Annotated in this window: 26 protein-coding genes; 24 read left to right on the top strand and 2 right to left on the bottom strand. The window is 62.6% G+C overall.

What is annotated here, in order from left to right; genetic code table 11:
• Positions 1-132 precede the first annotated feature (132 nt).
• Together CQW31_RS15970 and rpoS are read left to right on the top strand one after the other, a co-directional pair.
• Positions 133-996 carry a peptidoglycan DD-metalloendopeptidase family protein gene (locus tag CQW31_RS15970; protein WP_054885403.1) on the top strand — a complete coding sequence of 288 codons (864 nt, stop codon included), beginning with the start codon at positions 133-135 and terminating at the stop codon, positions 994-996.
• A gap of 109 nt (positions 997-1,105) precedes the next feature.
• A complete protein-coding gene (gene rpoS, locus CQW31_RS15965) occupies positions 1,106-2,113 on the top strand; it encodes an RNA polymerase sigma factor RpoS (protein ID WP_016392283.1) in 1,008 nt (335 codons plus the stop codon).
• 610 nt (positions 2,114-2,723) lie between these two features.
• Here rpoS and fdxA read toward each other — a convergent pair.
• Both fdxA and mutS read right to left on the bottom strand, forming a co-directional pair.
• Positions 2,724-3,047 (bottom strand): ferredoxin FdxA, encoded by a 324-nt coding sequence (gene fdxA / locus CQW31_RS15960; RefSeq protein ID WP_054885350.1) that lies wholly within the window; start codon positions 3,045-3,047, stop codon positions 2,724-2,726.
• 140 nt (positions 3,048-3,187) lie between these two features.
• The gene (gene mutS / locus CQW31_RS15955; RefSeq protein WP_099814877.1) at positions 3,188-5,761 is read right to left on the bottom strand and encodes a DNA mismatch repair protein MutS; all 2,574 of its coding nucleotides are present in this window, start codon (positions 5,759-5,761) and stop codon (positions 3,188-3,190) included.
• 162 nt (positions 5,762-5,923) lie between these two features.
• Between mutS and CQW31_RS15950 the strand changes: the two genes are divergently transcribed.
• The 22 genes from CQW31_RS15950 to recX all read left to right on the top strand — a co-directional run bounded on the left by CQW31_RS15950 (position 5,924) and on the right by recX (position 24,701).
• Positions 5,924-6,991 (top strand): hypothetical protein, encoded by a 1,068-nt coding sequence (locus CQW31_RS15950; protein WP_099814876.1) that lies wholly within the window; start codon positions 5,924-5,926, stop codon positions 6,989-6,991.
• A 35-nt stretch (positions 6,992-7,026) separates the two neighbouring features.
• Positions 7,027-7,773, top strand: a complete 747-nt coding sequence (locus CQW31_RS15945; RefSeq protein ID WP_099814888.1) for a S24 family peptidase — start codon at positions 7,027-7,029, stop codon at positions 7,771-7,773.
• A 479-nt stretch (positions 7,774-8,252) separates the two neighbouring features.
• The gene (locus tag CQW31_RS15940; RefSeq protein WP_099814875.1) at positions 8,253-8,591 is read left to right on the top strand and encodes a phage holin family protein; all 339 of its coding nucleotides are present in this window, start codon (positions 8,253-8,255) and stop codon (positions 8,589-8,591) included.
• Between the two features lie 11 nt (positions 8,592-8,602).
• Complete coding sequence (locus tag CQW31_RS15935) at positions 8,603-9,100, top strand: hypothetical protein (RefSeq protein ID WP_054885345.1); 498 nt, start codon at positions 8,603-8,605, stop codon at positions 9,098-9,100.
• Positions 9,097-9,657, top strand: coding sequence for a phage baseplate assembly protein V (locus tag CQW31_RS15930; protein ID WP_099814874.1), 561 nt, complete (start codon positions 9,097-9,099; stop codon positions 9,655-9,657). Before CQW31_RS15935 ends, CQW31_RS15930 begins: the two co-directional genes overlap by 4 nt.
• Positions 9,658-9,729: 72 nt before the next feature.
• Positions 9,730-10,056, top strand: a complete 327-nt coding sequence (locus CQW31_RS15925; RefSeq protein WP_054885343.1) for a GPW/gp25 family protein — start codon at positions 9,730-9,732, stop codon at positions 10,054-10,056.
• The gene (locus CQW31_RS15920; RefSeq protein WP_099814873.1) at positions 10,053-10,934 is read left to right on the top strand and encodes a baseplate J/gp47 family protein; all 882 of its coding nucleotides are present in this window, start codon (positions 10,053-10,055) and stop codon (positions 10,932-10,934) included. Before CQW31_RS15925 ends, CQW31_RS15920 begins: the two co-directional genes overlap by 4 nt.
• Position 10,935: 1 nt before the next feature.
• A complete protein-coding gene (locus CQW31_RS15915; RefSeq protein WP_099814872.1) occupies positions 10,936-11,544 on the top strand; it encodes a phage tail protein I in 609 nt (202 codons plus the stop codon).
• On the top strand, positions 11,537-13,939 hold the full coding sequence (locus CQW31_RS15910) for a phage tail protein (RefSeq protein WP_099814871.1): 2,403 nt from the start codon (positions 11,537-11,539) through the stop codon (positions 13,937-13,939). The genes CQW31_RS15915 and CQW31_RS15910 overlap by 8 nt, the downstream gene beginning before the upstream one ends.
• A gap of 9 nt (positions 13,940-13,948) precedes the next feature.
• A complete protein-coding gene (locus tag CQW31_RS15905; RefSeq protein ID WP_099814870.1) occupies positions 13,949-14,512 on the top strand; it encodes a hypothetical protein in 564 nt (187 codons plus the stop codon).
• Between the two features lie 102 nt (positions 14,513-14,614).
• Entirely contained in the window at positions 14,615-15,781 is a 1,167-nt protein-coding gene (locus tag CQW31_RS15900; protein ID WP_099814869.1) for a phage tail sheath family protein, read from the top strand.
• A gap of 13 nt (positions 15,782-15,794) precedes the next feature.
• Positions 15,795-16,304 carry a phage major tail tube protein gene (locus CQW31_RS15895; RefSeq protein WP_027920000.1) on the top strand — a complete coding sequence of 170 codons (510 nt, stop codon included), beginning with the start codon at positions 15,795-15,797 and terminating at the stop codon, positions 16,302-16,304.
• Between the two features lie 10 nt (positions 16,305-16,314).
• Positions 16,315-16,617: a phage tail assembly protein gene (locus tag CQW31_RS15890; RefSeq protein ID WP_099814868.1), complete on the top strand. Its 303-nt coding sequence runs from the start codon at positions 16,315-16,317 to the stop codon at positions 16,615-16,617.
• Between the two features lie 125 nt (positions 16,618-16,742).
• Entirely contained in the window at positions 16,743-18,869 is a 2,127-nt protein-coding gene (locus CQW31_RS15885; protein WP_099814867.1) for a hypothetical protein, read from the top strand.
• A gap of 9 nt (positions 18,870-18,878) precedes the next feature.
• Positions 18,879-19,724, top strand: a complete 846-nt coding sequence (locus tag CQW31_RS15880) for a phage tail protein (protein WP_054885335.1) — start codon at positions 18,879-18,881, stop codon at positions 19,722-19,724.
• Entirely contained in the window at positions 19,699-19,905 is a 207-nt protein-coding gene (locus tag CQW31_RS15875; protein ID WP_054885334.1) for a tail protein X, read from the top strand. Before CQW31_RS15880 ends, CQW31_RS15875 begins: the two co-directional genes overlap by 26 nt.
• A 4-nt stretch (positions 19,906-19,909) precedes the next feature.
• Complete coding sequence (locus tag CQW31_RS15870; RefSeq protein ID WP_054885333.1) at positions 19,910-20,944, top strand: phage late control D family protein; 1,035 nt, start codon at positions 19,910-19,912, stop codon at positions 20,942-20,944.
• A gap of 27 nt (positions 20,945-20,971) precedes the next feature.
• A complete protein-coding gene (locus CQW31_RS15865) occupies positions 20,972-21,520 on the top strand; it encodes a glycoside hydrolase family 19 protein (RefSeq protein ID WP_054885332.1) in 549 nt (182 codons plus the stop codon).
• A 35-nt stretch (positions 21,521-21,555) separates the two neighbouring features.
• The gene (locus CQW31_RS15860) at positions 21,556-21,999 is read left to right on the top strand and encodes a lysis system i-spanin subunit Rz (RefSeq protein WP_054885402.1); all 444 of its coding nucleotides are present in this window, start codon (positions 21,556-21,558) and stop codon (positions 21,997-21,999) included.
• Between the two features lie 566 nt (positions 22,000-22,565).
• On the top strand, positions 22,566-23,048 hold the full coding sequence (locus tag CQW31_RS15845) for a CinA family protein (RefSeq protein ID WP_054883435.1): 483 nt from the start codon (positions 22,566-22,568) through the stop codon (positions 23,046-23,048).
• A gap of 103 nt (positions 23,049-23,151) precedes the next feature.
• Entirely contained in the window at positions 23,152-24,219 is a 1,068-nt protein-coding gene (gene recA, locus CQW31_RS15840) for a recombinase RecA (RefSeq protein WP_054883434.1), read from the top strand.
• An 11-nt stretch (positions 24,220-24,230) separates the two neighbouring features.
• On the top strand, positions 24,231-24,701 hold the full coding sequence (recX, locus tag CQW31_RS15835; protein WP_054883433.1) for a recombination regulator RecX: 471 nt from the start codon (positions 24,231-24,233) through the stop codon (positions 24,699-24,701).
• Positions 24,702-24,718 lie beyond the last annotated feature (17 nt).

Genomic DNA, 24,718 nt, shown 5'->3' with positions numbered 1-24,718 from the left:
AATTCTTGCGGCACGGCCCTGTCTATCTGGCGGGGCCAGAGCCCTGCCAATGTCGTGTGGCTTGGTTATAATTGCAACAATATTGCATTTCTTTTCGTCTTATCGATTTTCGGCACCATGAGGGGAGCGCGGGTGGGGCACACAGTCATTCGGCAGCGCAAGGATCGGTCGGCTTTCAAGCTTCTGCTGATTGCACTGGCCATGGGCACCTTGCTGACAGGTTGCTCCAGCACCAGCAGCAGTTCCAGCGGTGCGCGCGTGGTCGATCGAAACGCTGCAGCGCCCAAGCGGCCGGCCGTGACGTCGGGGCAGTACGTGGTCAAGCCTGGCGATACGCTGTTCTCCATCGCCTTCCGCTATGGATGGGACTACAAGGAGCTGGCGGCACGTAACGGCATTGCCGCGCCTTACACCATTCGCCCGGGCCAGGCCATTCGTTTCAGCAGCGGCTCCTCCGGCAGCAGTACCGTGGTCTCCAGCCCGTCCTCATCGAGCCGGACAACGGTCATTCGTCGCCCTGCCGGGACACCTATCAGCCCCGCTGGAAACGGCGGAAAGTCGACGCCAACAACCCCCGCCACGCCTGCTCCGGTGGTTACCACGGTGCCCGCCGCAGAGCGTGCGGTGGGGAACTGGACGTGGCCGGCCAATGGCGTGCTGATTGGAAAATTTGCTTCAAACGGTAGTTTGAATAAAGGCATTGATATCGCCGGTGATTTGGGACAGCCTGTTTTTGCTGCGTCTGATGGTACGGTGGTCTACGCCGGGAGTGGCTTGAGGGGCTACGGCGAACTGATCATCATCAAGCACAGCGACACCTACGTCAGTGCCTACGGTCACAACCGCAGGCTGTTGGTTCGGGAGGGGCAGCAGGTCAAAGCAGGGCAGTCGATTGCTGAAATGGGGTCTACGGGCACAGATCGGGTGAAGCTGCATTTCGAGATTCGCCGCCAGGGCAAACCCGTCGATCCGCTCCAGTTCCTGCCACGCCGTTGATCGTTGTACCCCGGCCTGTTCCTTGGATGTAGAGGGGACAGGCTCCTGCGATGCCAGGGAGACAGGCGCCGCAAGAGTCTGAGTTCGAACTCAGCAAAGGACTATAACAATGGCTCTCAGTAAAGAAGCGCCGGAGTTTGACATCGACGATGACGTCCTCCTCATGGAGACGGGCATCGTTTTGGAAACGGATGTGGTGTCAGACGAACCTGCTGTACCTTCGGTTCGGACCAGAGCGAAATCGGGCTCTTCGCTCAAGCAACACAAGTACATCGATTACAGCCGGGCGCTCGATGCCACCCAGCTGTATCTCAACGAGATCGGATTCTCGCCTCTGCTTTCGCCGGAAGAAGAAGTGCACTTTGCGCGCCTGTCGCAAAAGGGTGACCCTGCCGGCCGCAAGCGCATGATCGAAAGCAACCTGCGCCTCGTGGTGAAAATCGCCCGCCGTTACGTCAATCGTGGTCTGTCACTGCTCGACCTGATCGAGGAGGGCAACCTGGGCCTGATCCGCGCGGTGGAGAAGTTCGACCCGGAACGCGGCTTCCGCTTTTCGACCTACGCGACCTGGTGGATCCGTCAGACCATCGAGCGGGCGATCATGAACCAGACCCGCACCATCCGCCTGCCGATCCATGTGGTCAAGGAGCTCAACGTCTACCTGCGTGCCGCGCGGGAACTGACCCAGAAGCTCGACCACGAGCCTTCGCCCGAAGAAATCGCCACTCTGCTGGAAAAGCCGGTCGCCGAGGTCAAGCGCATGCTGGGCCTGAACGAGCGAGTGTCTTCGGTGGACGTGTCGCTCGGCCCGGACTCGGACAAGACCCTGCTCGATACGCTGACCGACGACCGCCCGACCGATCCGTGCGAATTGCTGCAGGATGACGACCTGTCGCAAAGCATCGATCAGTGGTTGGGTGAGCTGACCGACAAGCAGCGTGAGGTGGTGGTGCGCCGCTTCGGCCTGCGTGGGCATGAGAGCAGCACCCTCGAAGATGTTGGCCTGGAGATCGGCCTGACCCGTGAACGCGTGCGGCAGATTCAGGTGGAGGGGCTTAAGCGCCTGCGGGAGATCCTTGAGAAGAACGGGCTTTCCAGCGAGTCGCTGTTCCAGTAAGACAGGTTTCACCGCATCTGAAGCGCCCCGATCACCTCGGGGCGTTTTTGCATTCAAGATTGAGCCAGCCTGTTCCGGCCTCTTTGCGGGTAAACCCGCTGCCACTGATTTTGCAAAGTCTTCAGGTCTCGCACTCCCTTTGTGGGAGCGGGTTTACCCGCGAAGAGGCCGGAACAGACTGGCGGTAATCCGGAGCCGAGCAATATGTACGGCGCTACCCTTGATGCATGGCGTGTAAGCCTTTGCTTACTCTTTATGTAAGCCATCAGTGTAAATGCCAGTAAATCAAAGCCGTTTTCACATCAGGTTTTTTCGTAACCATCTGAAATTCATGATTTTTTTGGCTATGTGGAAATGTGTCCCCAGTAATATCCTGAGATATCTGGCAGTTGCCCGGCTTGGGGAACTCGCTAGTATTCGAACTGTGCACACGGACATGCACAGGCTTTCAGGAAGAAAGCCAAGGACATCGCAAGAAGCGATTTCATCAGGACGATGTTTGGGACAAGCAGGGACTACGGAAAAAATGTGGGCGGGTCAAACCGCCCCTTTTTTTCGCCTGCAGAAAATGAAAAAAGGCCCATTGCGGGCCTTTTTCGTGTCCGGGCGCTTAGCGCTCCAGAGCGTCGATCTTGCCAGGCTTGCCATCCCATTCTTCTGCGTCGGGCAGGGCGTCCTTACGCTCGGTGATGTTTGGCCAGATTTCTGCCAGCTCGGCGTTGAGCTCGATGAAGTTTTCCATGCCTGCGGGGATCTCGTCTTCAGAGAAGATCGCCTGGGCCGGGCATTCAGGCTCGCACAGTGCACAGTCAATGCACTCGTCCGGGTGAATCACCAGGAAGTTCGGGCCTTCGTAGAAGCAGTCCACCGGACAGACTTCCACGCAGTCGGTGTATTTGCATTTGATGCAGTTGTCGGTGACGACGAAGGTCATTTCTAGTTCTCTCCTCAGGCGACGGCGGCGGCCCTTCCTCTCAGGGCCGCGCGGTTTACGGGCATGTGGCTGCAGGCCAGGCTAATAGCCTGCAGCACCAGCAAACCGCGGCGGATTCTACCAGCTTGTAGTGGGCGCCGTTATAACAGGTTCTTTAGTTGATATAGCGTTTCGATAGCTTGACGCGGGGTCATGTCGTCCAGGTCCAGCTTGCCCAGCTTCTCGATGGCCGGGTGTGGCAGGCTGGCGAACAGGTCGCTCTGGTGCGGGACTTGCGGCTCGTCCTTGGCCTTTTTGCTCAGCGGGGCTTCATGGGGCAGGCTGGTGGTTTCCAGCCGGCCCAAATGCTCGCGTGCGCGCAGGATCACTGGCGCCGGCACGCCCGCCAGCTGCGCCACGGCCAGGCCGTAGCTCTGACTGGCCGGGCCAGGCAGCACGTGGTGCAGGAAGACGATACGCTCGTTGTGCTCGGTGGCATTCAGGTGCACGTTGGCCACCAGTGGTTCACTCTCCGGCAGCACGGTCAGTTCGAAGTAGTGGGTGGCGAACAGGGTGTAGGCACGCAGTTCGGCCAGGCGCTCGGCTGCAGCCCAAGCCAGCGACAGGCCGTCGAAGGTGCTGGTGCCGCGGCCGACTTCGTCCATCAGCACCAGGCTGCGGTCGGTGGCGTTGTGCAGGATGTTGGCGGTTTCGCTCATCTCGACCATGAACGTCGAACGCCCACCGGCCAGGTCGTCGCTGGAGCCGATACGGGTGAAAATGCGATCGACCAGTGACAGCTCGCAGCTGGCGGCCGGAACGAAACTGCCGATGTGCGCCATCAGCACGATCAGGGCGGTCTGGCGCATGTAGGTGGACTTACCACCCATGTTCGGGCCAGTGATGATCAGCATGCGCGTGCTGTTGTCCAGGCTCAGGTCGTTGGCCACGAACGGCGTGGTCAGCACCTGCTCGACCACCGGGTGGCGGCCTTGCTCGATGCGCAGGCACGGCTCGTCGGTGAAGCGCGGGCAGTTCAGGTCGAGGTTCAGCGCACGTTCGGCAAGGTTGCTCAGCACGTCGACCTCGGCCAGCGCGGCGGCGCTGTCCTGTAGCGGAGCCAGGTGGCTGATCAAGGTTTCCAGCAGCGCGTCGTAGAGCATCTTTTCGCGCGCCAGGGCACGGCTCTTGGCCGATAGCGCCTTGTCCTCGAAGGCCTTGAGTTCGGGCGTGATGAAACGCTCGGCGCCTTTGAGGGTCTGGCGGCGGATGTAGTCGCCCGGTGCCTGCTCGGCCTGCTTGGTCGGCAGCTCGATGAAGTAGCCGTGCACACGGTTGTAGCCGACCTTGAGGTTGGCAAGGCCGGTGCGGGCCTTCTCGCGGGTTTCCAGGTCGATGAGGAACTGCCCGGCGTTCTCGCTGATCGCCAGCAGCTCGTCCAGCTCACTGTCGTAGCCGGCCTTGAGCACGCCGCCATCACGGATGACCGCTGGCGGGTTGTCGATGATCGCGCGCTCCAGCAGGCTGGCCAGCTCCGGGTAGGTGCCGGTGATGGCGGCCAGGCGTGCCAGGTGCGGTGCTTCCAGTTCGCTCATGGCGTTCTGCAGTTCGGGCAAGGCAGCGAGAGCATCGCGCAGGCGCGCCAGGTCTCGCGGTCGGGCATTGCGCAGGCCGATACGGGCCAGGATGCGCTCGATATCGCCGATTTCCTTGAGCTGCGGCTGCAGCTTTTCGAAGCGGTAGCCGTCGAGCAGGCAGCGGATCGAGTCCTGGCGTGCCTGCAGCACTTTGAGGTCGCGCAGCGGGCGGTTCAGCCAACGCGTCAAGAGGCGGCTGGCCATGGCGGTCTGGCAGCGGTCGATCACCGATTGCAGGGTGTTGTCGCGGCCACCGGCCAGGTTGATGTCCAGCTCCAGGTTACGGCGGCTGGCACCGTCGAGGATCACCGTGTCGTCCAGGCGCTCGTGGCGCAGGCTGCGCAGGTGCGGCAGGGCCGTGCGCTGGGTTTCCTTGGCGTAGGTCAGCAGGCAACCGGCGGCACCGATGGCCAGGGTCAGTTTGTCACAGCCAAAGCCTTTGAGATCCTTGGTCGCGAACTGCTGGCACAAGGCTTTGCGCGCCGAATCTCGGTCAAAGTCCCACGGCGCGCGGCGACGGGCACCCGGGCGCTTCTCGGCGGGCAGGTCGCGTGGCCAGTCGTCGGGGATCAGCAGCTCCACCGGGTTCAGGCGCTCGAGCTCGGCCAGCAGGTTTTCCCAGCCTTTTATCTCTTGGACGCTGAAGTTGCCGCTGGTGATGTCCAGTACCGCCAGGCCGAACAGGCGTTCGTCGCCGAGCAGGGCGGCAATCAGGTTGTCGCGGCGCTCGTCGAGCAAGGCCTCGTCACTGACCGTGCCGGGGGTGATGATACGCACCACCTGGCGTTCCACCGGGCCCTTGCTGGTGGCCGGGTCGCCGATCTGCTCGCAGATCACCACCGACTCGCCAAGCTTGACCAGCTTGGCCAGATAGCCCTCCAGCGAATGGAACGGAATCCCGCACATGGGGATCGACTGGCCGGCCGACTGACCGCGCGCGGTCAGGGTGATGTCCAGCAGCTTCGCGGCTTTCTTCGCATCTTCGTAGAAGATTTCGTAGAAGTCGCCCATGCGGTAGAACATCAGCTGGTCCGGGTGCTGGTTTTTCAGCTTCCAGTACTGCTGCATCATCGGTGTGTGTGCGGAAAGATCAGACATTCGGGGCCTTACAGCGGGTGATCTGGTTGGCGATTGTGAAACCGGCAATGGTACAGGCTTTTTCGCCGAGTTGCAGGCGAGGCGCGCGGCAAGCAGTGTGGTTAAGCGCCGCGCACTTCCCTACAATGCCCCCCCTTTGCAGCGCGATTCCTGAATTTCACGATGAATGTTTCCAGCACGGTCTCTTTTGCCAAACAGCAGCTGATCTACCTACTTTATGGTGAGCGGCGGATCTACCAGCTGGAGGCGAAGCTGAGCATCCTCACTGCGCTGGCGCGCAACAAGCCTGGGGAGCTGCCGACCATTCGCGTGCTGACCGACCAGCCACAGGCCTTCGATGGCTGGCCGGTGGAAGTGATCACTCTTGAGGCTGAACAGCTCCAGGCCTGGAGCGGCGACGGTGGCTATATTCACCGCCGCAAGGCATGCGCAATCGCCCATGCTGCGCCGTGGGCAGAAAAGACCATCTTCATCGATACCGATACGGTGTTCCTGCAGTCACCGATGCAGTTGTTCCAGCAGGTCGATGCTCGCCAGTTCCTGGTGGATGAAATCGAGATGAGCTGGCTAGAGGCTTCACGCGCCAACTACTACGCAAGTTTCACCCAGGCGCTGACCGACTGCGGGGACGCGCCGGCAAGCGACTTGCGGCTTTGTAACAGCGGAGTACTGGGCTTTTCCCTGGAAAACGCCGGTATCGCCGAGCGTGCCGTGCATCGCATAGACGCCTGGACGCCTTATGCTGCTACCCTGCATACCATTGAGCAGATCGCCTTTTCATTCGAGCTACATGGCAGGCAGATCAACCAGGCGCGGGGCGTCATCAGCCACTACTTCGCGATGAAGCCGTTTATTCATGCCGTTCTTGAAGTCTTCTTCGCGCGCTATGGTGATCGCTTCGATGCGCGCATGCTCGAGCTGGCGTTGCAGGTGCCGGTGCGAAGGCCAGAACCCTCGTGGTTCGATCGCCTTATCGCCAAGTGGAGTCTCAAGCGGCTACCGCCAGAAATGCGTGGCATCGGCCGCAAGCTGCTGTACGGCAGTTTCATCGGCAACGACGAGTATCAACAGGCATGCAAGGTGATCTGGTGGCGCTCGGCGGTCGAGGACATGCGCCGGCTGGGTGGTTGCGACTGGTCGACCGGTTGGCCCCGGGGCTTGCCACGTCTGCCAGAGACCGACGAGCAAGTGGTCATGGCAATGGCTCGTGAAAGCCTCGAGGTGTGCTGAACGCTGCATTGCATTCACTGCCTTATGCCTGCATTATGCACGCTATGCAAAAACGCAACGTAGCCTCCGTACTCAGAGAACTGCTCGACCGCCACGGCCTGTCCCCGACGGAGCTGTACCGGCGCACGGGTGTCCCTCAATCCACCTTGTCGCGGATTCTCGGCGGCAAGATCGTCGACCCTTCCGACAAGCACGTGTCGAAGATCGCCGAATACTTCGGCGTGAGCACCGAACAGTTGCGCGGTCGTGCCGAGCTTGGCGAGTCGCGCGAAGCCGCGCTGCCGGCCCACGGCCACGCGGACCTCAGCGACATCAGCCTGTGGGACGATGAAACCCCCGTCGAGGATGACGAGGTGTCGGTACCTTTCCTTCGTGAGGTCGAATTGGCAGCAGGATCAGGAAGATTCGTCATCGAAGAGAGCGAGCGTGCGCGGCTGCGTTTCGGCAAGCGCAGCCTGCGTCACAATGGTGTGCAGTTCGACCAGGCCAAGTGTGTGACCGTGCGTGGCAACAGCATGCTGCCTGTGCTGCGGGACGGGGCGACGGTCGGGGTGAATACCGGCAAATGTTCGATTGGCGACATCATCGATGGTGATCTCTACGCCATCAACCATAATGGCCAGCTGCGGGTGAAGCAGGTCTACCGCCTGCCTACCGGCATCCGCCTGCGCAGTTTCAACCGCGATGAGCATCCCGACGAGGATTACAGCTTCCAGCAGATGCAGGACGAGCAGATCAGCCTGCTTGGGCATGTATTCTGGTGGGGCATGTACGCTCGCTGACAGTCTCACTGCCAAACAAACCCGCTTCGGCGGGTTTTTTTTCGTCTGCAGAAAAGCCCTACAAACCAGGCCGCGCATGGCCTGCATGCATATCAGCAAAAATCAATGCATAGGAAAGTGAAGAAATGCATTGACTGCATATGCATGAATGCATAGCCTGTGTCTCAAGCCGGACGGAAACCGGTTGTTACACAGGCAGCGATGGACAGGCCTCAACTGTCCAGAGGGTTGGCAACTGGCCCGGGTGTGCAGCGTAAAGCACCACGAACAGTTATCCGGCGGGCAGGCGGCCGCGGTCGGAGTCACCAATTTGTAGCGGAACCGCGCGGCGTCACCAGTCGTGTCCGGCGGTTCGACAACGCATTACTGAAAGGCCTGCGAGCCGGGCCTTTTGGAATGCCGAGACTTTTGAAAGAGACAGAGTACCCACAACCCGCCTGCTGGCCTCCGCCAACAGGCATAACACAGGAGACAGGACAGTGACGAACGAGCAACAAGCGTTGCTGGAAATGCCGCTCTGGCTGGTAATCGTCCTGGCATTGCTGGGGGGCCTCAGCGGAGAGATGTGGCGGGCTGACAAGGCCGGTGCCACGGGCTGGTCGCTGCTGCGACGGCTGGCGCTGCGCTCCGGGGCCTGCATGGTCTGCGGCGTGTCGACGGTGATGCTGCTGTATGCCGGTGGCCTGTCGATCTGGGCGGCCAGTGCATTGGGCTGCATGACTGCGGTTGACGGCGCCGATGTCGCCATGCGCCTCTACGAACGCTGGGCGATCCGGCGCCTGGGCTTGCGCGACAGTACGCGAGCCGACGAGCGATAAGGAGAATATGCATGAGCGAACTGGCCACTTTGCATGCGGCCGTGACCGCAACCATTCGTGAGGCAATGCCGGAGTTGGCCTCGGTCGATGCCTATACCGCTGTAGGAAATGCCCCGGAACGACCGGCACTGCGCCACGGCATCGTGCAAATGACGGCAGATGCAGCGCCGCGCGATGGCCGCTCGGTGTTGATCGCCACCTTCGAGGCCGACATCACCGCCGACAGCGCCAACCCGCAAGCGCGCCTGCAGGGCAGCCTGCTCGCCGCACAACTGATGGACCTGCTGCGCCAGCAGCATTGGGCACTGGACTTCGTCGAGGCCAGCCGCAACGTGCAGGCGCAGTTCGAGGGCAGCGCCTGGACCGTGCGCTGGGACCAGCCGGTGCTGCTTGGCGAGGCCCGCTGGAACTGGCCGGACCAGCCTCCCGGTAGCCTGGTGCTGGGTTTCGCGCCGGAAGTCGGGGTGGGCAATGAAGCGCAGTACATCGCCCCCGAGGAGCTGTCATGAGCTATGTCAGCGCCATGCATGACCGCATGCTGGCCTGCCTGGTCATTCCCTGCCGGGTGGTGGCGGTTGACCTTGCCGCCGCCCGGGTGCGGGTGTCGGACGGCAGCGGCTGGACCAGCGCCTGGCTGCGCTGGCACGCCCAGGCGGCCGGCCAGGCGCAGCACTGGCGAGCCCCCAGCCTGGGCGAGCAGGGCGTGTTGCTCAGCCCCAGCTGCGAGCCGGCCCAGGGCACCTTCCTGCCAGGGCTTTATGGCAATGCCGGCAGTGCGCCGGACACCCGCGCGCATGTCGAGGTCTGGCGTTTCGCCGATGGCGGTTCGCTCAGCTACGACTGGCAGGCCAGCCACTACGACATCGAACTACCTGGCGGCAGCGCGACGATCAAGGTCGGCGCCAGCACCGTGCAGGTCAGTGAAGCGGCGATCAGCCTGCAGGCGGCAGCGATACATCTCACAGGCAATGTCACGGTCGACGGCCCACTGCAGGTGAGCGGCGACATCAATGGCGGTGGGCGGATCATCGACACCGCCGGCAATACGGCCAACCACAAACATTGAATCAAGCCCGCGCATGCGGGCTTTTTCATAACAGGAGAATGCCATGCATACCCATGAACAGGGCGGTGCACCATGATCGGCATGGACCGCCGCACCGGCCAGCCGCTGGCCGGCATCGATCATTTGCGCCAGTCCATTGAAGACATCCTGACCACGCCGCTGGGCAGCCGGCGCATGCGCCCTGAATACGGCAGCCAGCTGCGGCGTTTCGTCGACTTGCCGGTCAACGAGGGCTGGAAGAGTGCCGTGCAGGCCGAAGTGGCTCGCGCACTGGGCCGTTGGGAGCCCCGTTTGCAACTGGATCGGGTCAAGGTCGTCGCCGTGCTCGATGGCCAGGTCAGCCTGGCCTTGAAGGGTCGCTACCTGGGCGATGAAGCGTTGCTGGAGGTGCGTGTATGAGCCAGGTCGACCTGTCACAACTGCCAGCTCCGCAACTGTTGGAGGACCTCGACTACGAAGCCCTCTATCAGGCCGATCTGCAGACCTTTCGCGAATACCTGGGCGACGGCTGGACCGTCAGCCTGGAGAGCGATCCGGTCACCAAACTGCTCGAGGTCGGCGCCTATCGCAAGCTGCTCAACCGGGCCCGTATCAACGACGCTGCCAAGGCGTTGCTGTTGGCCTACGCCCAAGGCAGTGACCTGGACCAACTGGCGGCCAACGTCAGCCTGCAGCGCCTGGTGATCCAGGCCGAGGACCTGGCCAGCGTGCCGCCCGTCGAGGCCTTGCTGGAGTCCGACGATGCCCTGCGTGAGCGGGTTCAACTGGTCTACGAAGGCCTGACCACGGCCGGTCCACGCAACAGTTACATCCTGCACGCCCGCAACGCTTCGGGGCAGGTGGCTGACGCCACCGCCGAAAGCCCGTCGCCGGCGGTGGTGGATGTCACCGTGCTGGGGCTGGAGGGCTATGGCCAGGCCAGTGCCGAGCTGCTGGCGCAGGTGGCCAGCTACCTTAATGACGACGACATCCGCCCGGTCGCCGATCGGGTCAATGTGCGCAGCGCCGAAATCCTGCCTTATCGCATCGATGCCGTGCTGTACCTGGCCGACAGCGGTCCTGAGTACGAGGCGATCCTCACCGAGTGCCAGCGCCGTCTCGAGGCCTGGATCAATCCACGTCGTCGCTTGGGCGTGGAAGTGGCCCGCTCGGGCATCGATGCCCAGCTGCATATCGACGGTGTCAGCCGGGTCGAGTTGAGCGGATGGACCGACATCCGCCCAAGCAAGGCGCAGGCGGCCTGGTGCGCGGGCTACACGCTCAAGCGGGGTGGCTGACATGCAGAGCTTGTTGCCGCTCAATCGCACAGCGCTGGAGCGAGCCATCGAAGTGGCGGCCGATGAGGACCTGAGAGTCAGCCTGCGCCGTCTCTACAGCCCGGACAGCTGCCCCGCGCACCTGCTTTATCACCTGGCCTGGGCCTGGTCGGTGGACCGCTGGGAAGACAGCTGGAGCGACGAGATCAAGCGTTCGGTGATCCGCGCTGCGTTCTTCGTCCACGCCCACAAGGGCACCCTCGGTGCGCTCAGGCGGGTGGTGGAACCGTTCGGCTACCTGATCGAGGTGGAGGAGTGGTGGCAAACCACGCCCCCCGCACAGGCGGGCACCTTTGCCCTGAAGATCGGCGTTTCCGATGCGGGCATCAGCGAGAGCACCTACCAGGAACTGTCGTCGCTGATCGACGACGCCCGGCCCGTCAGCCGCCACCTGACCGGGTTGGTGATCAGCCTCGAAAGCCGAGGCGCCCTTCATGTCGGCTGCGCAATCCAGGACGGTGACGAACTGGACATCTACCCACCGACGCCACGTGACATCGAGATCACCGGCGTCGTTGGGCGGGGGGGCCGCGAACATACAATCGATACCTTGGACATTGCACATGGTTGACCAGACTTCTCAGTTCTACGCCATCCTCACCAATGTGGGGGCGGCGAAACAGGCCAATGCCGATGCCTTGGGCGTTGCCTGGAAAATCACCCAGATGGGCGTAGGCGACGCCAACGGCACCGACCCCACCCCCAACGCCACCCAGACCAGCCTGATCAACGAATGGCGCCGCGCGCCGTTGAACCAGCTGAAGGTGGATGACAAGAACAGCGCGATCATCATTGCCGAGCAGGTCATTCCGGCGGATGTCGGCGGCAAGTGGATCCGCGAGATCGCGCTTTATGATGCCGATGGCGACATGGTGGCTGTGGCCAACTGTGCGCCGACCTATAAACCGTTACTGAGCCAGGGCTCGGGGCGTACCCAGGTGGTGCGGATGAACCTGGTGGTCAGCAGTGCCAGTAACGTGCAGTTGAAGATTGATCCGGCGGTGGTGCTGGCCACGCGTGAGTACGTTGACAGCCGGCTGGTCGAGGAAATCAGCAAGCTGGACAACAAGCAATCGGTGCGCGCGGCCACCACGGCCAATATCACCCTGTCGGGGCTGCGGACGGTCGACGGTGTTGTGCTTGCGGCCGGGGATCGGATCCTCGTCAAGAACCAAACCGAAGGTAAGGAAAACGGTTTGTATATCGTGGCAGCTGGTGCCTGGTCGCGTACTTCCGATGCGGACACCAGCGCCGAGGTAACGCCAGGGTTGGTGGTGGCGGTTGAGCAGGGCGCGACCCAAGCCGATACGATCTGGCAGTTGATTACCGATGCCCCGATTGTATTGGGCACCACGGCGCTGAGCTTCCGTGACATTACCGACGGTTTCGCCCGTCTTCTGTCGCCGGCCTTCACAGGCACGCCGACGGTGCCTACGCCGCCGCAGTTCGACGCGACGCAGAAGGTGGTCAACGCCGAGTTTCTCAAGCGAATGGGGGTGGAGTACGGCGGTTACGTGAACTACCCCGTATCGACGACCCTGACCCAGGAAGATTGCGGCAAGCTGGTCGCTTTCAGTCATCCTACGAACGCACTGGTCGCAACGCTTCCCACGGGCGGAGGTATCACGCCTGGCGTGACCGTGACGGTCCTGTGTTCTCAAGGCACGCTCACTGTGACTGCGGCAAGCGGTGATTCGATAGGCGCGATCAATGCACCAGGCAACATCGCACTGGCTCAGGGTGACACCGCTGAGTTCATCCGCAATGGCACCAACTTGTGGTACCTAATTGGCGGGTCAGTGCTGCTCAGGTATGCCGCAGTCATGCGGGGTGCGAACTGGGTTACCCCGCCCCAGTTCGACAATACCCAAAAGCTGGCCACCACCGAGTTTGTGCAGCGATCAGCGGGTAATTTCAGAGGTTCTTTCCTTTACAACACTGCTGAAACCCTGACCGCTGAACATTGCGGTAGCGATATCGAACTGTACGGGTCCGTATCACGCACCATTACCTTGCCGCTGTTGTCGGCCGTCGGCGGTAAATCCGCGATTCGGTTTATCAACTTGGCAACTGTCAATATGACAATCGCTTGCCAGGGAGCTGATGGCTTCCTGACTTCGCCAGCGTCAACGTCGATTGTCTTGGAGCCATGCGATACGGTTGAGCTGCACTCGTTTAACGGCTGGGTGATCATGGGCGGGTCTCTGGCGCTCAAGGGGGCCGGCGTAATGGCCGGTCCGAACTGGGTCACTCCGCCCAGGTTCGACAACTCCAAAAGGCTAGCCACCACCGAATTCATCAAATCTAACGGCCTGTCTCTTTCAAGGTTCAACGCTTACACCGTCAGTGCGGCGCTGCCCGCTACCGTGGCGGGCTCTGCGGTTGAGTTCTACGGGTCAACAGCTGGTCAGACATTGATGCTTCCGCTCTCGTCTGACGTGCGAAGTGCTGACGCTATCCTGCTGTTCAACTACGCGACGGTACCCGTCACTATCGCCAGGCAGGGGGCGGACCTGATCGGATCGGGTGGCGGTGGCGGGGTGGCGTCTATGACGCTCCTGCCGGGGGACAGCGTGTCGCTTCTTGCGGGCACAAACCTATGGTTCATCGTGGGTGGCACCGCCGCCAGCCAGTTCTCCGGCTCTTTCCGAGCCTCGCTTGGTGTAACTGGCTATCAAGTGCTCCCCTCCGGCCTGATCAGGCAGTGGGGGATTAGCGGTGCCGCTACTGCTGCGACTCCAAATGTTGATATCGTTTTCCCTGTTGCTTTCCCTAACGCGCTTCTGACGCTCAATGAGCACGACTACACCGGCTCAGGCGGAAACACGAGATCATTCTGGCAGTTTTCGGCACAGACCAAATCGGGGGTCCGGTGTACAAACCTGTGCGCTATCACAGGTGGAAGCCCGCCCCAGTTGCAGGCACCAACTGCCGCCCAATGCAGCTGGGAAGCCTGGGGCTATTGAGGAATACCTATGAAATTTTTTTCCAGCAGAAGTGAGAAAGCATTTTTCAGCAGCGATCTGTATGCACCTGATCAGATGCCTGACGACGCCACTGAAATCTCCTTGAAGCACTACCAAGAGCTCTTGCAGGGGCCTGCAAACAATAAGGTCATCGACTTCTCGGTGGTTCCGCCAATGCTGCGAGATCCCGAGAAGGTTTGGCCTCCAGCGACCCAGCTGGCCGCGCTGATCGATCAGAAAGTAGCGCTGATTTACGAGGGATGGACCCGCTTTCCTTCGGAGTATCAGGCAAAGGAAGCCGCTGCGCAGGCATACAAGGCGGCCGCTTACGAGGGCGAGGTCAGTGTATGGATCAGCAGCTATGCCGAGGCTGCTGGGATTGGCTGCCAGGAAGCTGCCGAGCGCATCTTGCTGCAGGCCGAAAGCCTGCGGGCGGCGCAGATCCAGCTTGGTCAGCTGCGCGTGCGCAAATTCGAGTTAAGCGCATTGCCGGATGAGCCTCGCTTGCAGTTGTACGAGTCGATCATCGTAGCGATCGACAAAGTGAATAAGGCGCTCGACCCCTTGATTTAAGGCCGTAGCGCCGACCCGAACGCCTCGCACTGACGGGGCGTTTTCTTTTCCGCGTTACCACCTGGCCCTGCACTGCGGGGCCTTTTCATACCTGGAGTAATCATGTCTGGATTCTTTCACGGCGTTACCGTAACGAACGTCGACACCGGCGCGCGCACCATCGCCCTGCCGTCGTCCTCGATCATTGGCTTGGTCGACACCTTTACCCCTGGACCTGCTGCCACGGCCAAGGCCAACGACCTGGTGCTGATCACCAGTGAGCGTGAAGCTGTCGCCGCGTTCGGCGAAAATGCCGCCATCACCAAGGCCTGCCGAGCCATCTACACCCGCGCCAAGGCGGTCATCGTCGCCTGTGGCGTGGCCAAGCTGGACGATGCCGCGGAGCAGACCGCCGCAATCATTGGCAGTGTGCAGGCCGATGGCAAACGCACTGGCCTGCAGGCGCTACTCGACGGCAAGAGCCGTTTCAACGCCCAGCCGCGTCTGCTTGCCGCACCTCGCCACAGCGCCACCCAGGCGGTCGGCACCGCGCTGGTAGCCCTGGCCGACAAGCTGCGTGGCATCGCCATCATCGACGGCCCCAACACCACCGACGAGGCAGCCCTGGACTACGCCAAGAACTTCGGCGCCAAGCGCGCCTTCCTGGTCGACCCGGGTGTGCAGTACTGGGACAACGGCGAAGAGGCGACTGTCGACGCGCCAGGCTCGGCGTGGGTGGCCGGCCTGTTCGCCTGGACCGACAGCGAATACGGCTTCTGGGCCTCGCCGTCGAACAAGGAGTTCGTCGGCATTACCGGCACTGTCCGCCCGGTGGAGTTCCTCGATGGCGACGACAGCTGCCGCGCCAACCTGCTGAACAACGCCAACATTGCCACCATCATCCGCGACGACGGCTTCCGCCTGTGGGGCAACCGCACCCTGTCCAGCGACCCGAAATGGGCTTTCGTCACCCGGGTGCGGACCATGGACATCGTCATGGACGCGATCCTCTACGGTCACAAGTGGGCGGTCGACCGCGCCATCACTGCCACCTACGTGAAGGACGTCACCGAAGGCCTGCAAGCCTTCATGCGCGACCTGAAGAACCAGGGCGCGATCATCAACTTTGAGGTCTTCGCCGACCCGGAGCTGAACACGGCCAGCCAGCTCGAGCAGGGCAAGGTGTACTGGAACATCCGCTTCACCGACGTGCCGCCTGCCGAAAACCCCAATTTCCGCGTTGAAGTCACTAACCAGTGGCTGACCGAAGTCCTCGATACCGCCGCTTAAGGAGCGCATCCACATGGCAATGATTCCCGAAACCCTGGCCAACCTGAACCTGTTCGTCGATGGCGTCAGCTTCCAGGGCGATGTACCCAGCCTGACCCTGCCCAAACTCACCCTGAAGATGGAAGAACACCGCCCAGGCGGCATGGACATGCCGGTCGAGATGGACCTGGGCATGGAGAAACAGGAAGCGGCCTTCACCACTACAGGCGTGCGCCGTGAAGCGCTGAAATTCTTCGGCCTGGCCGACGGCAGTGGTTTCAACGGCACCTTCCGCGGCGCCTTCAAGGGCCTCAAGGGCAAGATCAACCCGGTGGTGGTCACCTTGCGTGGCACCCTCAAAGAAATCGACATGGGCGACTGGAAGTCCGGCGACAAGGCCGAGATCAAGCACAGCGTCGGCCTGACCTACTACAAGCTCGAGGTCGATGGCCGCCTGATCTACGAGATCGACGCGCTGGGCATGAAGCGCGTGATCGACGGCGTCGACCAACTGGCCGCCCAGCGCGCTGCGCTTGGCCTGTAAGGAGGCGACCATGGCTCAAGCGAAAAAACAGCCGCACTGGCTGACCCTCAGTGCCGACCGTGTCACCGTGCGCCTGTCACGCCCCAGCGAAGCCAACGGCGTGCAGGTCGACAGCCTGTCGCTGCGGGCGCCGACCGTGCGCGATATCCGCAATGCCCAGGCCGGCGGCGCGGCGGATGACGAGCAGCGCGAGCTGAACCTGTTCGCGTCGCTGGCCGAAGTCGGCATCAAGGACCTCGAAGGCCTTGCCCTGAAGGACTATAGCCGTTTGCAGAGCGGCTATTTTCGCCTGGTGCAGGACGACGAACTTTGACCCGGCCCGGCAGAAGGCCGCCGCCAGGCGGCTGGCCAAGGAGCTGAACTTTTCCGCGAGCGAAATCATGACCATGTCGTACAGCGACATGGTCTGGTGGCTCGCGCCGTGACAAGGAGGAACCTATGGCGAACACACAGGTGTTCACCCTCGGGCTCGGCGTCACCGTCATCAACCCCTTGGGCCAGGCCATCGACCTGCTGCGCCGGGATGTCGAACGCCTGCGCAGGCAGGCCGACGGCACCCGGCTGGGCCGGCTCATCGGCGAGGTGATCCGCCTGGGGTTGGAGCTCGGCAAGGTACGTCAGGTCGAACGTCAGCTGGCGTTGGACCAGGAACAGCAACATGAAGACCAGATCGCCCGGCTGGGCGATGAGACCGAGGCCGTCGAGCGTTTACGTCAGCATTACCTGATGCTGGACCGGGTGATTGCCGGATTGGCCCGGTTGAAGCCGTTCAAGGCAAGCTTGATCCTCAGTATTTTTCGCGCGTCGATTTCTGTGGCGCGAGAGGAAAAGGGTGACGCAACGGACCCGCAGTCAGATGCTGCGACGCCGGGCAAAGCTGCCCCAGCTGATCCCAAGGTGTCTCTGGTCAAAGGCGCTGCAGTAGCCGCCGGGCTGGGATTGACGGCGCTGGCCGGCCGTCGTGGTGCTCACGAAGTCATTCGGCGCCAACCTCGCAATACCCAGCGAAGGATCGCCCGGGTCGCCCGCAAGGAATGGCAGGCACACCGCGTCGATGCCATCGGCAAGGTCGGCAAGGCGCTGGTTGAAGGCGAGAGTGATGAGGAAAAGGCGCAGGGCGCTGGTGCTGCGCTAGGCGAAGTCGGCGGTCGTGTGCTGGGTGCCGTGCTGGCCAGGCTGACCAAGAGCCGGCAGGCCAGAAAACATGGCGCCGAAGCCGGTGCCTATCTGGGCGACGCTTTCGGCAAGTGGGTGGGTGGCAAGCTGTATGGCTGGGTAACCCAGGCTACTGTTGCCCAACCGGACACGGGTGCGGCACCGGCCAGTCCTGACCCGCAAGCGGCAAGCGCATTGCCTGCTGAGCAAGACCAGGAACCACCGCAACTGGCTGTGGCCAGAGGCGCGGTGGTCGCCGCAGGGCTCGGGTTGACAGCGCTGGCTAGTCGTCGCGGCGCTCGAGCAGTCATGCGTCGTCAGCCCCGTAACACTCAGCGAAGGATTGCCAGGGTCGCCGGCAAGGAGTGGCAGAAACACCGTGCCGATGCCATCGGCAAGGCCGGCAAGGCGCTGGTCGAAGGTGAGAGTGGTGAAGAACAGGCACAGGTTGTCGGTGCTGCGGTCGGCGAAGTCGGCGGTCGTGTTCTGGGTGCCGTACTGGCCAGGCTGACCAAAAGTCGACTGGCCAGAAAACATGGCGCCGAAGCCGGCGCCTATCTGGGCGACGCTTTCGGCTCGCTGGTCGGTGGCAAGCTGTATGGCTGGGTGAACCAGGATGCCAAGGCTGAGCCGGATGCCGAAGTTACGCCTGACCCGGCTGCCGCGCGAACAGCAAGCGCTATTCAAGGCTCGCAAGTTCAGGCGCAGCCGCAGGCTCAAGAAGCCGCAACGCCACAACTCACCGGGCAGGATGATGAGGCAGGAATGCCTGTAGGCCTTAGCTTGCCCTCGTTGCTGAAGAAAGGTGCAGGCATTCGGTTGCCCGGCTTTGGCAAGCTGTTCAAGAAAGTACCCGGTGCCGCGCTGGTGGATGCGTCGCTGCAGATGGTGGAAACCTACAACAGCGACGGCACGCCTGCTCAGAAGATGGGCGCGTACGGCAGTGCTGCCGGAGGCTTGGGTGGAACGCTCGCAGGGGCGGCAGCGGGTGCTGCGATTGGCTCGGTGGTGCCGTTCATCGGCACCGCGATCGGTGGGCTGATCGGTGGTGTGCTGGGCGGCATGGGCGGTGAGTCCGCAGGTGGCTGGCTGGGCCGCACGGTGGCGTCCATCACCGGCAACGCTGCGCCTGGTTCGAGCAATGACGCTGCAGGTCAACTCAAGACAGCCAGGGAACGCGCTGACGTATCCGCTCCGCCGATCGGCACGTCGGGGCAAACCGCGCAGCCTGTTGCCCCTCCCACCATCAACCAGCAATTCACCTTCACCGCCAACATGCCGGTGACCTTCAACAACAGCCTCGACGACCCGACCACCCTGCAACAACTGGAAGCCATCGCCCGGCGCATGCTCGAAGACCTGATGCGCCAGGCGCGTTCGGTGCAGATGGCCGATCAACCCCAACCCTGAGGAGGACCCATGACCTACCTGGAACAGTTGCAAGGCGGCTTGCATGCACTGGTCAAGGCGGGCGAGGAGGGGCGTCGGCGTGCCGACGCCATGCTCGACCCGATGCAGCAGGCGGTCGGCCACGCCAAGGAGGCGGCCGCGGAACTCGAAGCCCTGCCATGGATCGGCAAGGAAATCGGCAAGCGCCTGCAACGCACGATGCGCGCCATCGACTCGGCCAAGCAGCGCGTCGAAAAGGTGATCGCCAAGTACGACCAGACCTTGGCGGTGGTGCGCAAGGTGCGTGACCAGGTCGATGCCTTTGCCGAGCACCTGGGCAAGGCCGGGGCGGCCATTCGCCGAGTGGTCGGCGATGTGAAGGCGGTGGCCAAGGGTGTGCTGTCGACCTTTGGCTTCGCGCCCGAGGCCACGCCGGCGGCCGAGGCGATCAAGCCGTTCCCGCACCTGCTGGTGCTGCAACCCTTGAAGGCCAACGCCGCGCCTTACTACTTCAACCTCGACACCGCCGCTTTCGACCAGCTGCGCCGACAAACGCGTTTTCGCTGGGCGGGGCAGGAGCGCCTGAGCCGGGAAAACGCCCAGCAGGCGGTCAGCCTGGGTGAAGAAACCATCAGCATCCACGGCGCGATATTCCCCGGTTTCAAAGGTGGCCTCGGCCAGTTGCAGGCCCTGCGCGGCATTGGCCGCCAGTTGCTGCCGCTGTCGCTGACCACCGGTTACGGCGAAGTGCTCGGTACCTGGTGCCTGACCAGCATCGAGGAAGACCAGGGCGTCTTGCTGGCCGGCGGCATTCCCCGCAAACAAGGCTTCTCACTGGAGTTCGTCAGCTATGGACAAGACCTGCAAAACGTCTGAGGGCGATGTGCTCGATACCCTCTGCCACCACTATTACGGGCACCTCGACGGCAGTGTCGAAGCGGTGCTGCAAGCCAATCAGGGGCTGGCCGACGAGGCCCAGCCGTTTCGCAGCGGGGTGATGATTCGTTTGCCGATGTTGGCGCTGGCGCAGGCCAACGTCGTGCAGCTGTGGGATTGATGCCATGCAACCGCAATTTCGCATCCAGGCCGACGGCAAGGACATCACTGCGCTGATCAACGACCGCCTGTTGTTGCTGCGCACCACCGACAAGCCGGGCATGGAGTCGGACGACTTCGAACTGCGCATCGACGCCCGTGACGGCGCCTTGGCGCTGCCCGCGCGCGGCGCGTTGATCGAGGTGCATCTGGGGTACGCCGGCCAGCCGCTGACCCGGCTGGGGCGTTACACCGTCGATGAGGTCGAGTTGTCCGGCCCGCCTGACACCCTGGTGATCCGAGGCAAGGCCAGTGACCTGCGTGGCACGGGCCGGACCATCCGCAGCGGCAGTTGGGAGGCCGTGCCGTTGCAGCGTATCGTCGCTGAAATTGGTGCGCGCAATGGCTGGCAGGCGATCTGCCCGGTGCTCACCCTGGTGCCGCGAGTCGATCAGTACAACGAATCGGATTTCAACTTCATCACCCGTCTGGCCCTGCAGTACGACAGCACCGCCAAGCTCGCCAACGGCCAGCTGTTGGTGCTGCCGCGCCAGGGCGGGCAAAGCGCCAGTGGCAAGCCCCTGGATGTAGTCGCTATCGCCCGTAGCGATGTCAGCCAGTGGTATTTCCGCCTGGACGACAAATCCGCCCGCAAGGCCGTACGCACCCGTCACCAGGACAGTGCCAGCGGTGAGCTGGTGACGGTCGAACTGGCCAACGACGGCGCTGCGGACGGCCAGAGGCCGGTGCACACCGACCGTCACCTGTACCCCAACCGCGCCGCCGCCGAGCAGGCGGCCAGGGCGCGGCTGGCCAGCTTCAACCGCAGCACCGCCCATGTGCGCCTCGACCTGCCTGGGCGCACCGACCTGTTCGCCGAACGCAGCATCGACCTGCAGGGCTTTGTCGATGGCCTCGACGGGCCATACCAGATCGACTCGGTGGAGCAGGTGTTCACCGCCTCGGGCTGGCGCACCACGCTGCTGGGTAATGGCGGCAAGGCGGGCAAGGTACAGGCCAAGGGCGCAGCGCCCCGTCGCAAGGCTGCGATCAAGGCTTGAGGACGATACAGGGAAGGAGTGTCAGACATGCTCACTGAAACGCAATTGCTACAGATTTTGCCGAACGCCCGCCCCGTTGCGGGCGTTTTTCTTTCGGCACTGAACGTTACCCTGCCGCGCTGGGAAATCGACAACCCCAAGCGTGTGGCAGCGTTCATCGCCCAGGTCGGCCATGAGTCCGGCCAGTTCCGCTATGTGAAGGAGCTGGGCAACGACCGCTACCTGGCGCGCTATGACACCGGCAGCCAGGCCTTGCGCCTGGGCAACACGCCGCAGGCCGATGGCGATGGCCAGTTGTACTGCGGGCGCGGCCTGATCCAGGTCACAGGGCGCAACAACTATCAGGCCTGCAGCCGTGCGCTGTTCGGCGACGAGCGCTTGCTGGCGCAACCGCAGTTGCTCGAACAACCGCGCTGGGCCTGCGAGTCGGCGGCGTGGTTCTGGCATTCGCGGGGGCTCAATGCCTTGGCTGATCGCGGTGAGTTCAACCGCATCACGCGCCATATCAATGGTGGGCTCAACGGGCTGGAGGATCGCCTCAGGCTTTGGGCGCGTGCGCGCGAGGTGTTGTGTTGAGCCGATTGCAACTTGGCCTTGGTGTGTTGCTGTTGATGGTGTGCTCTGCGCTGGCCTGGCAACTGCAGGGCTGGCGCTGCGGGCGGCAACTGGCGCAACTGGCGCAAGCACAGGCCGATGCCGAGCTGGCCCGGCTGCTCGCCGAACGTGAGGCGCGTCAGGTACTTGAACAACGCCTGGAACAAAGTGAAAACCGTCATTACAAGGAGCTTGCCGATGCCGAGCAGTCTCAGGCTCGCCTGCGTGATCGCCTTGCTACTGCCGATCTGCGCTTGTCGGTCCTGGTCGAACGTGGCGCCGTCTGCAGCGCAGTGCCAGCCGCCACCAGCGCCGGCAGCGTGGATCATGCAACCGTACGCGCCGGACTTGAGCCGGCGCATGCTCGACGAATTATCGCCATCACCGATGAAGGGGACCGGGGGTTGATGGCGTTGCGGGCTTGTCAGGATTATGTGCGGGAAGTGCGTGGGGGGCCTTAGTTCAGGCCTTGGGTTCTGCAGCGCCTGTGGATATGCATGCCTTGAAAGCTCCAGCGCCTGTGAGATCGAGCGCCGCCCGCGCGGCGCATCGCGGGCAAGCCCGCTCCCACATCTGTTTCGGGCCAGTTACTCCTGTGAAGCCAACAGGGACCGCCTTGTTGGCATGGCGATGCATCGGCGGAAGCCAATAGGGGCATGGCGATGCATCGGCGGAAGCCAATAAGGGCATGGCGATGCATCGGCGGAAGCCAACAGGAGCATGGCGATGCATCGGCGGAAGCCAACAGGGGCATGGCGATATTTCTCGGTGGGCGCTGATGCCGCTCCACCGGTCTCCAGTCATGCACCAAGGCGGATCCTGTTGGCGGTACAGGAGTAACTGGCCCGAAACAGATGTGGGAGCGGGCTTGCCCGCGATGCGCCGCGCGGGCGGCGCTCGATCTCACAGGCGCTGAAGCTTTCAAGGCATGCACTCAGCCGACATCGATCAATCATCAACCATCCCCATTCCTTTCCCCAAATGCTACGGTGTCCCCATCCTCCTCAGGCCCTTCAAGGACCCACCCATGGACCCGATCACCGTTCTCGCCACTCGCCTTGGCGAACACCTGCGCCGCTTCAGCGCGCAAGTGACCACCGCCGAATCCTGCACCGGCGGTGGCATTGCCGAGGCCATCACCCGTATACCTGGCAGCTCGGCCTGGTTCGAGGTCGGTTACGTGACCTATTCCAATGCCCAGAAAACCCGCCTGCTGAATGTGCCCGAGGCGCTGTTCGCCGAGGTTGGCGCGGTCAGCCAGGAGGTGGTCGAGGCCATGGCCCGCGGTGCCCAGGCCGCCAGCGGTGCACGCTTTGCCGTGGCGGTCAGCGGCGTGGCCGGGCCGGACGGCGGTTCGCCGGCCAAACCGGTGGGGACCGTGTGGCTCGCCTGGGCCGATGGTAGCCATGTCAGCAGCGAGCGCCGGCACTTCGACGGTGACCGCGAAGCGGTGCGCCGACAGACGGTGATCGCTGCGTTAGACGGCTTGTTACAGCTTGGTGCCGAGTAAATCGACGACAGGGGTTTGCGCGCGCGCTTGCCTGTGGAATAATACTGGCTACTTATACAGGTATTCCGGCCGTCAGGGCCACGTCGAACACGTGAGGATTTCAATGGACGACAACAAGAAGCGCGCCTTGGCTGCGGCCCTGGGTCAAATCGAACGCCAATTCGGCAAAGGCGCAGTCATGCGCATGGGCGACCACGAGCGCCAAGGCATCCCGGCCATTTCCACCGGCTCCCTGGGCCTGGACATCGCGCTCGGCATCGGCGGTCTGCCAAAAGGCCGTATCGTCGAAATCTACGGCCCGGAGTCCTCGGGTAAAACCACGCTGACCCTGTCGGTCATCGCCGAAGCCCAGAAGAACGGCGCAACCTGTGCCTTCGTCGACGCCGAACACGCCCTTGACCCTGAATACGCCGGCAAGCTGGGCGTCAACGTTGATGACCTGCTGGTCTCGCAGCCGGACACCGGCGAACAGGCCCTGGAAATCACCGACATGCTGGTGCGTTCCAACGCCGTTGACGTGATCATCGTCGACTCCGTGGCTGCATTGGTGCCGAAGGCCGAGATCGAAGGCGAAATGGGCGACATGCACGTCGGCCTGCAGGCCCGTCTGATGTCCCAGGCGCTGCGCAAGATCACCGGTAATATCAAGAACGCCAACTGCCTGGTCATCTTCATTAACCAGATCCGTATGAAGATCGGCGTGATGTTCGGTAGCCCGGAAACCACCACCGGTGGTAACGCCCTGAAGTTCTACGCCTCGGTGCGCCTGGACATTCGTCGCACCGGCGCGGTCAAGGAAGGCGATGAAGTGGTCGGTAGCGAAACCCGCGTCAAGATCGTCAAGAACAAGGTCTCGCCTCCGTTCCGTCAGGCCGAGTTCCAGATCCTTTACGGCAAGGGTATCTATCGCAACGGCGAGATCATCGACCTGGGTGTTTCCCAAGGCCTGGTAGAGAAGTCCGGTGCCTGGTACGCCTACCAAGGCAACAAGATCGGCCAGGGCAAGGCTAACGCGGCCAAGTACCTGGCAGAGAACCCGGCCATTGGTGCCGAAATCGAGAAGCAGATTCGCGAGAAGCTGCTCAAGGCCGGTGCCGTTGCCGAAGCTGGTAAGGCTGCTGCCGCTGAAGCAGATGCCGACGACATGGCTGACGCCGACGCCGGTTATTGATAGCAGCTGGTATGTCCGCCGTACTCGACACCCCCGTTGCCGTCAGGCGGACAGCCATGGACCTGCTCGCACGCCGCGAGCATGGTCGCTTCGAGCTGACACGCAAGTTGCGTCAGCGCGGTGCCCCGGATGAACTGATCGAGCCCGCGCTCGATCGGCTCGCCGAAGAAGGGCTGCTTAGCGAAGCCCGTTACCTCGAGAGTTTCATCCGATACCGTTCAGGTGCCGGTTATGGCCCTGCGCGTATTCGCGAAGAGCTTGGCCAGCGCGGGCTGAACCGCAGTGATATCGAGCAGGCCCTGCGTGAAAGCGAAGTGGATTGGGCGGCACTGTTGCGAGATACCTGGCAGCGCAAATTCGCTGGGCAACGCCCCCAGGATCCCCGAACTCGTGCCCAGCAGACCCGGTTTCTTGCTTACCGCGGTTTCCCCATGGACATGATCGGCAGGCTGCTCAGCGGCCGGGATCTGGATGATTACTAGTCAAATGGCCTCATCGC

It is taken from the genome of Pseudomonas sp. 382 (assembly GCF_002759075.1).
GTDB classification, from domain to species: Bacteria; Pseudomonadota; Gammaproteobacteria; order Pseudomonadales; family Pseudomonadaceae; genus Aquipseudomonas; species Aquipseudomonas vlassakiae.
This window is presented reverse-complemented; position numbering and strand designations above follow the sequence as displayed.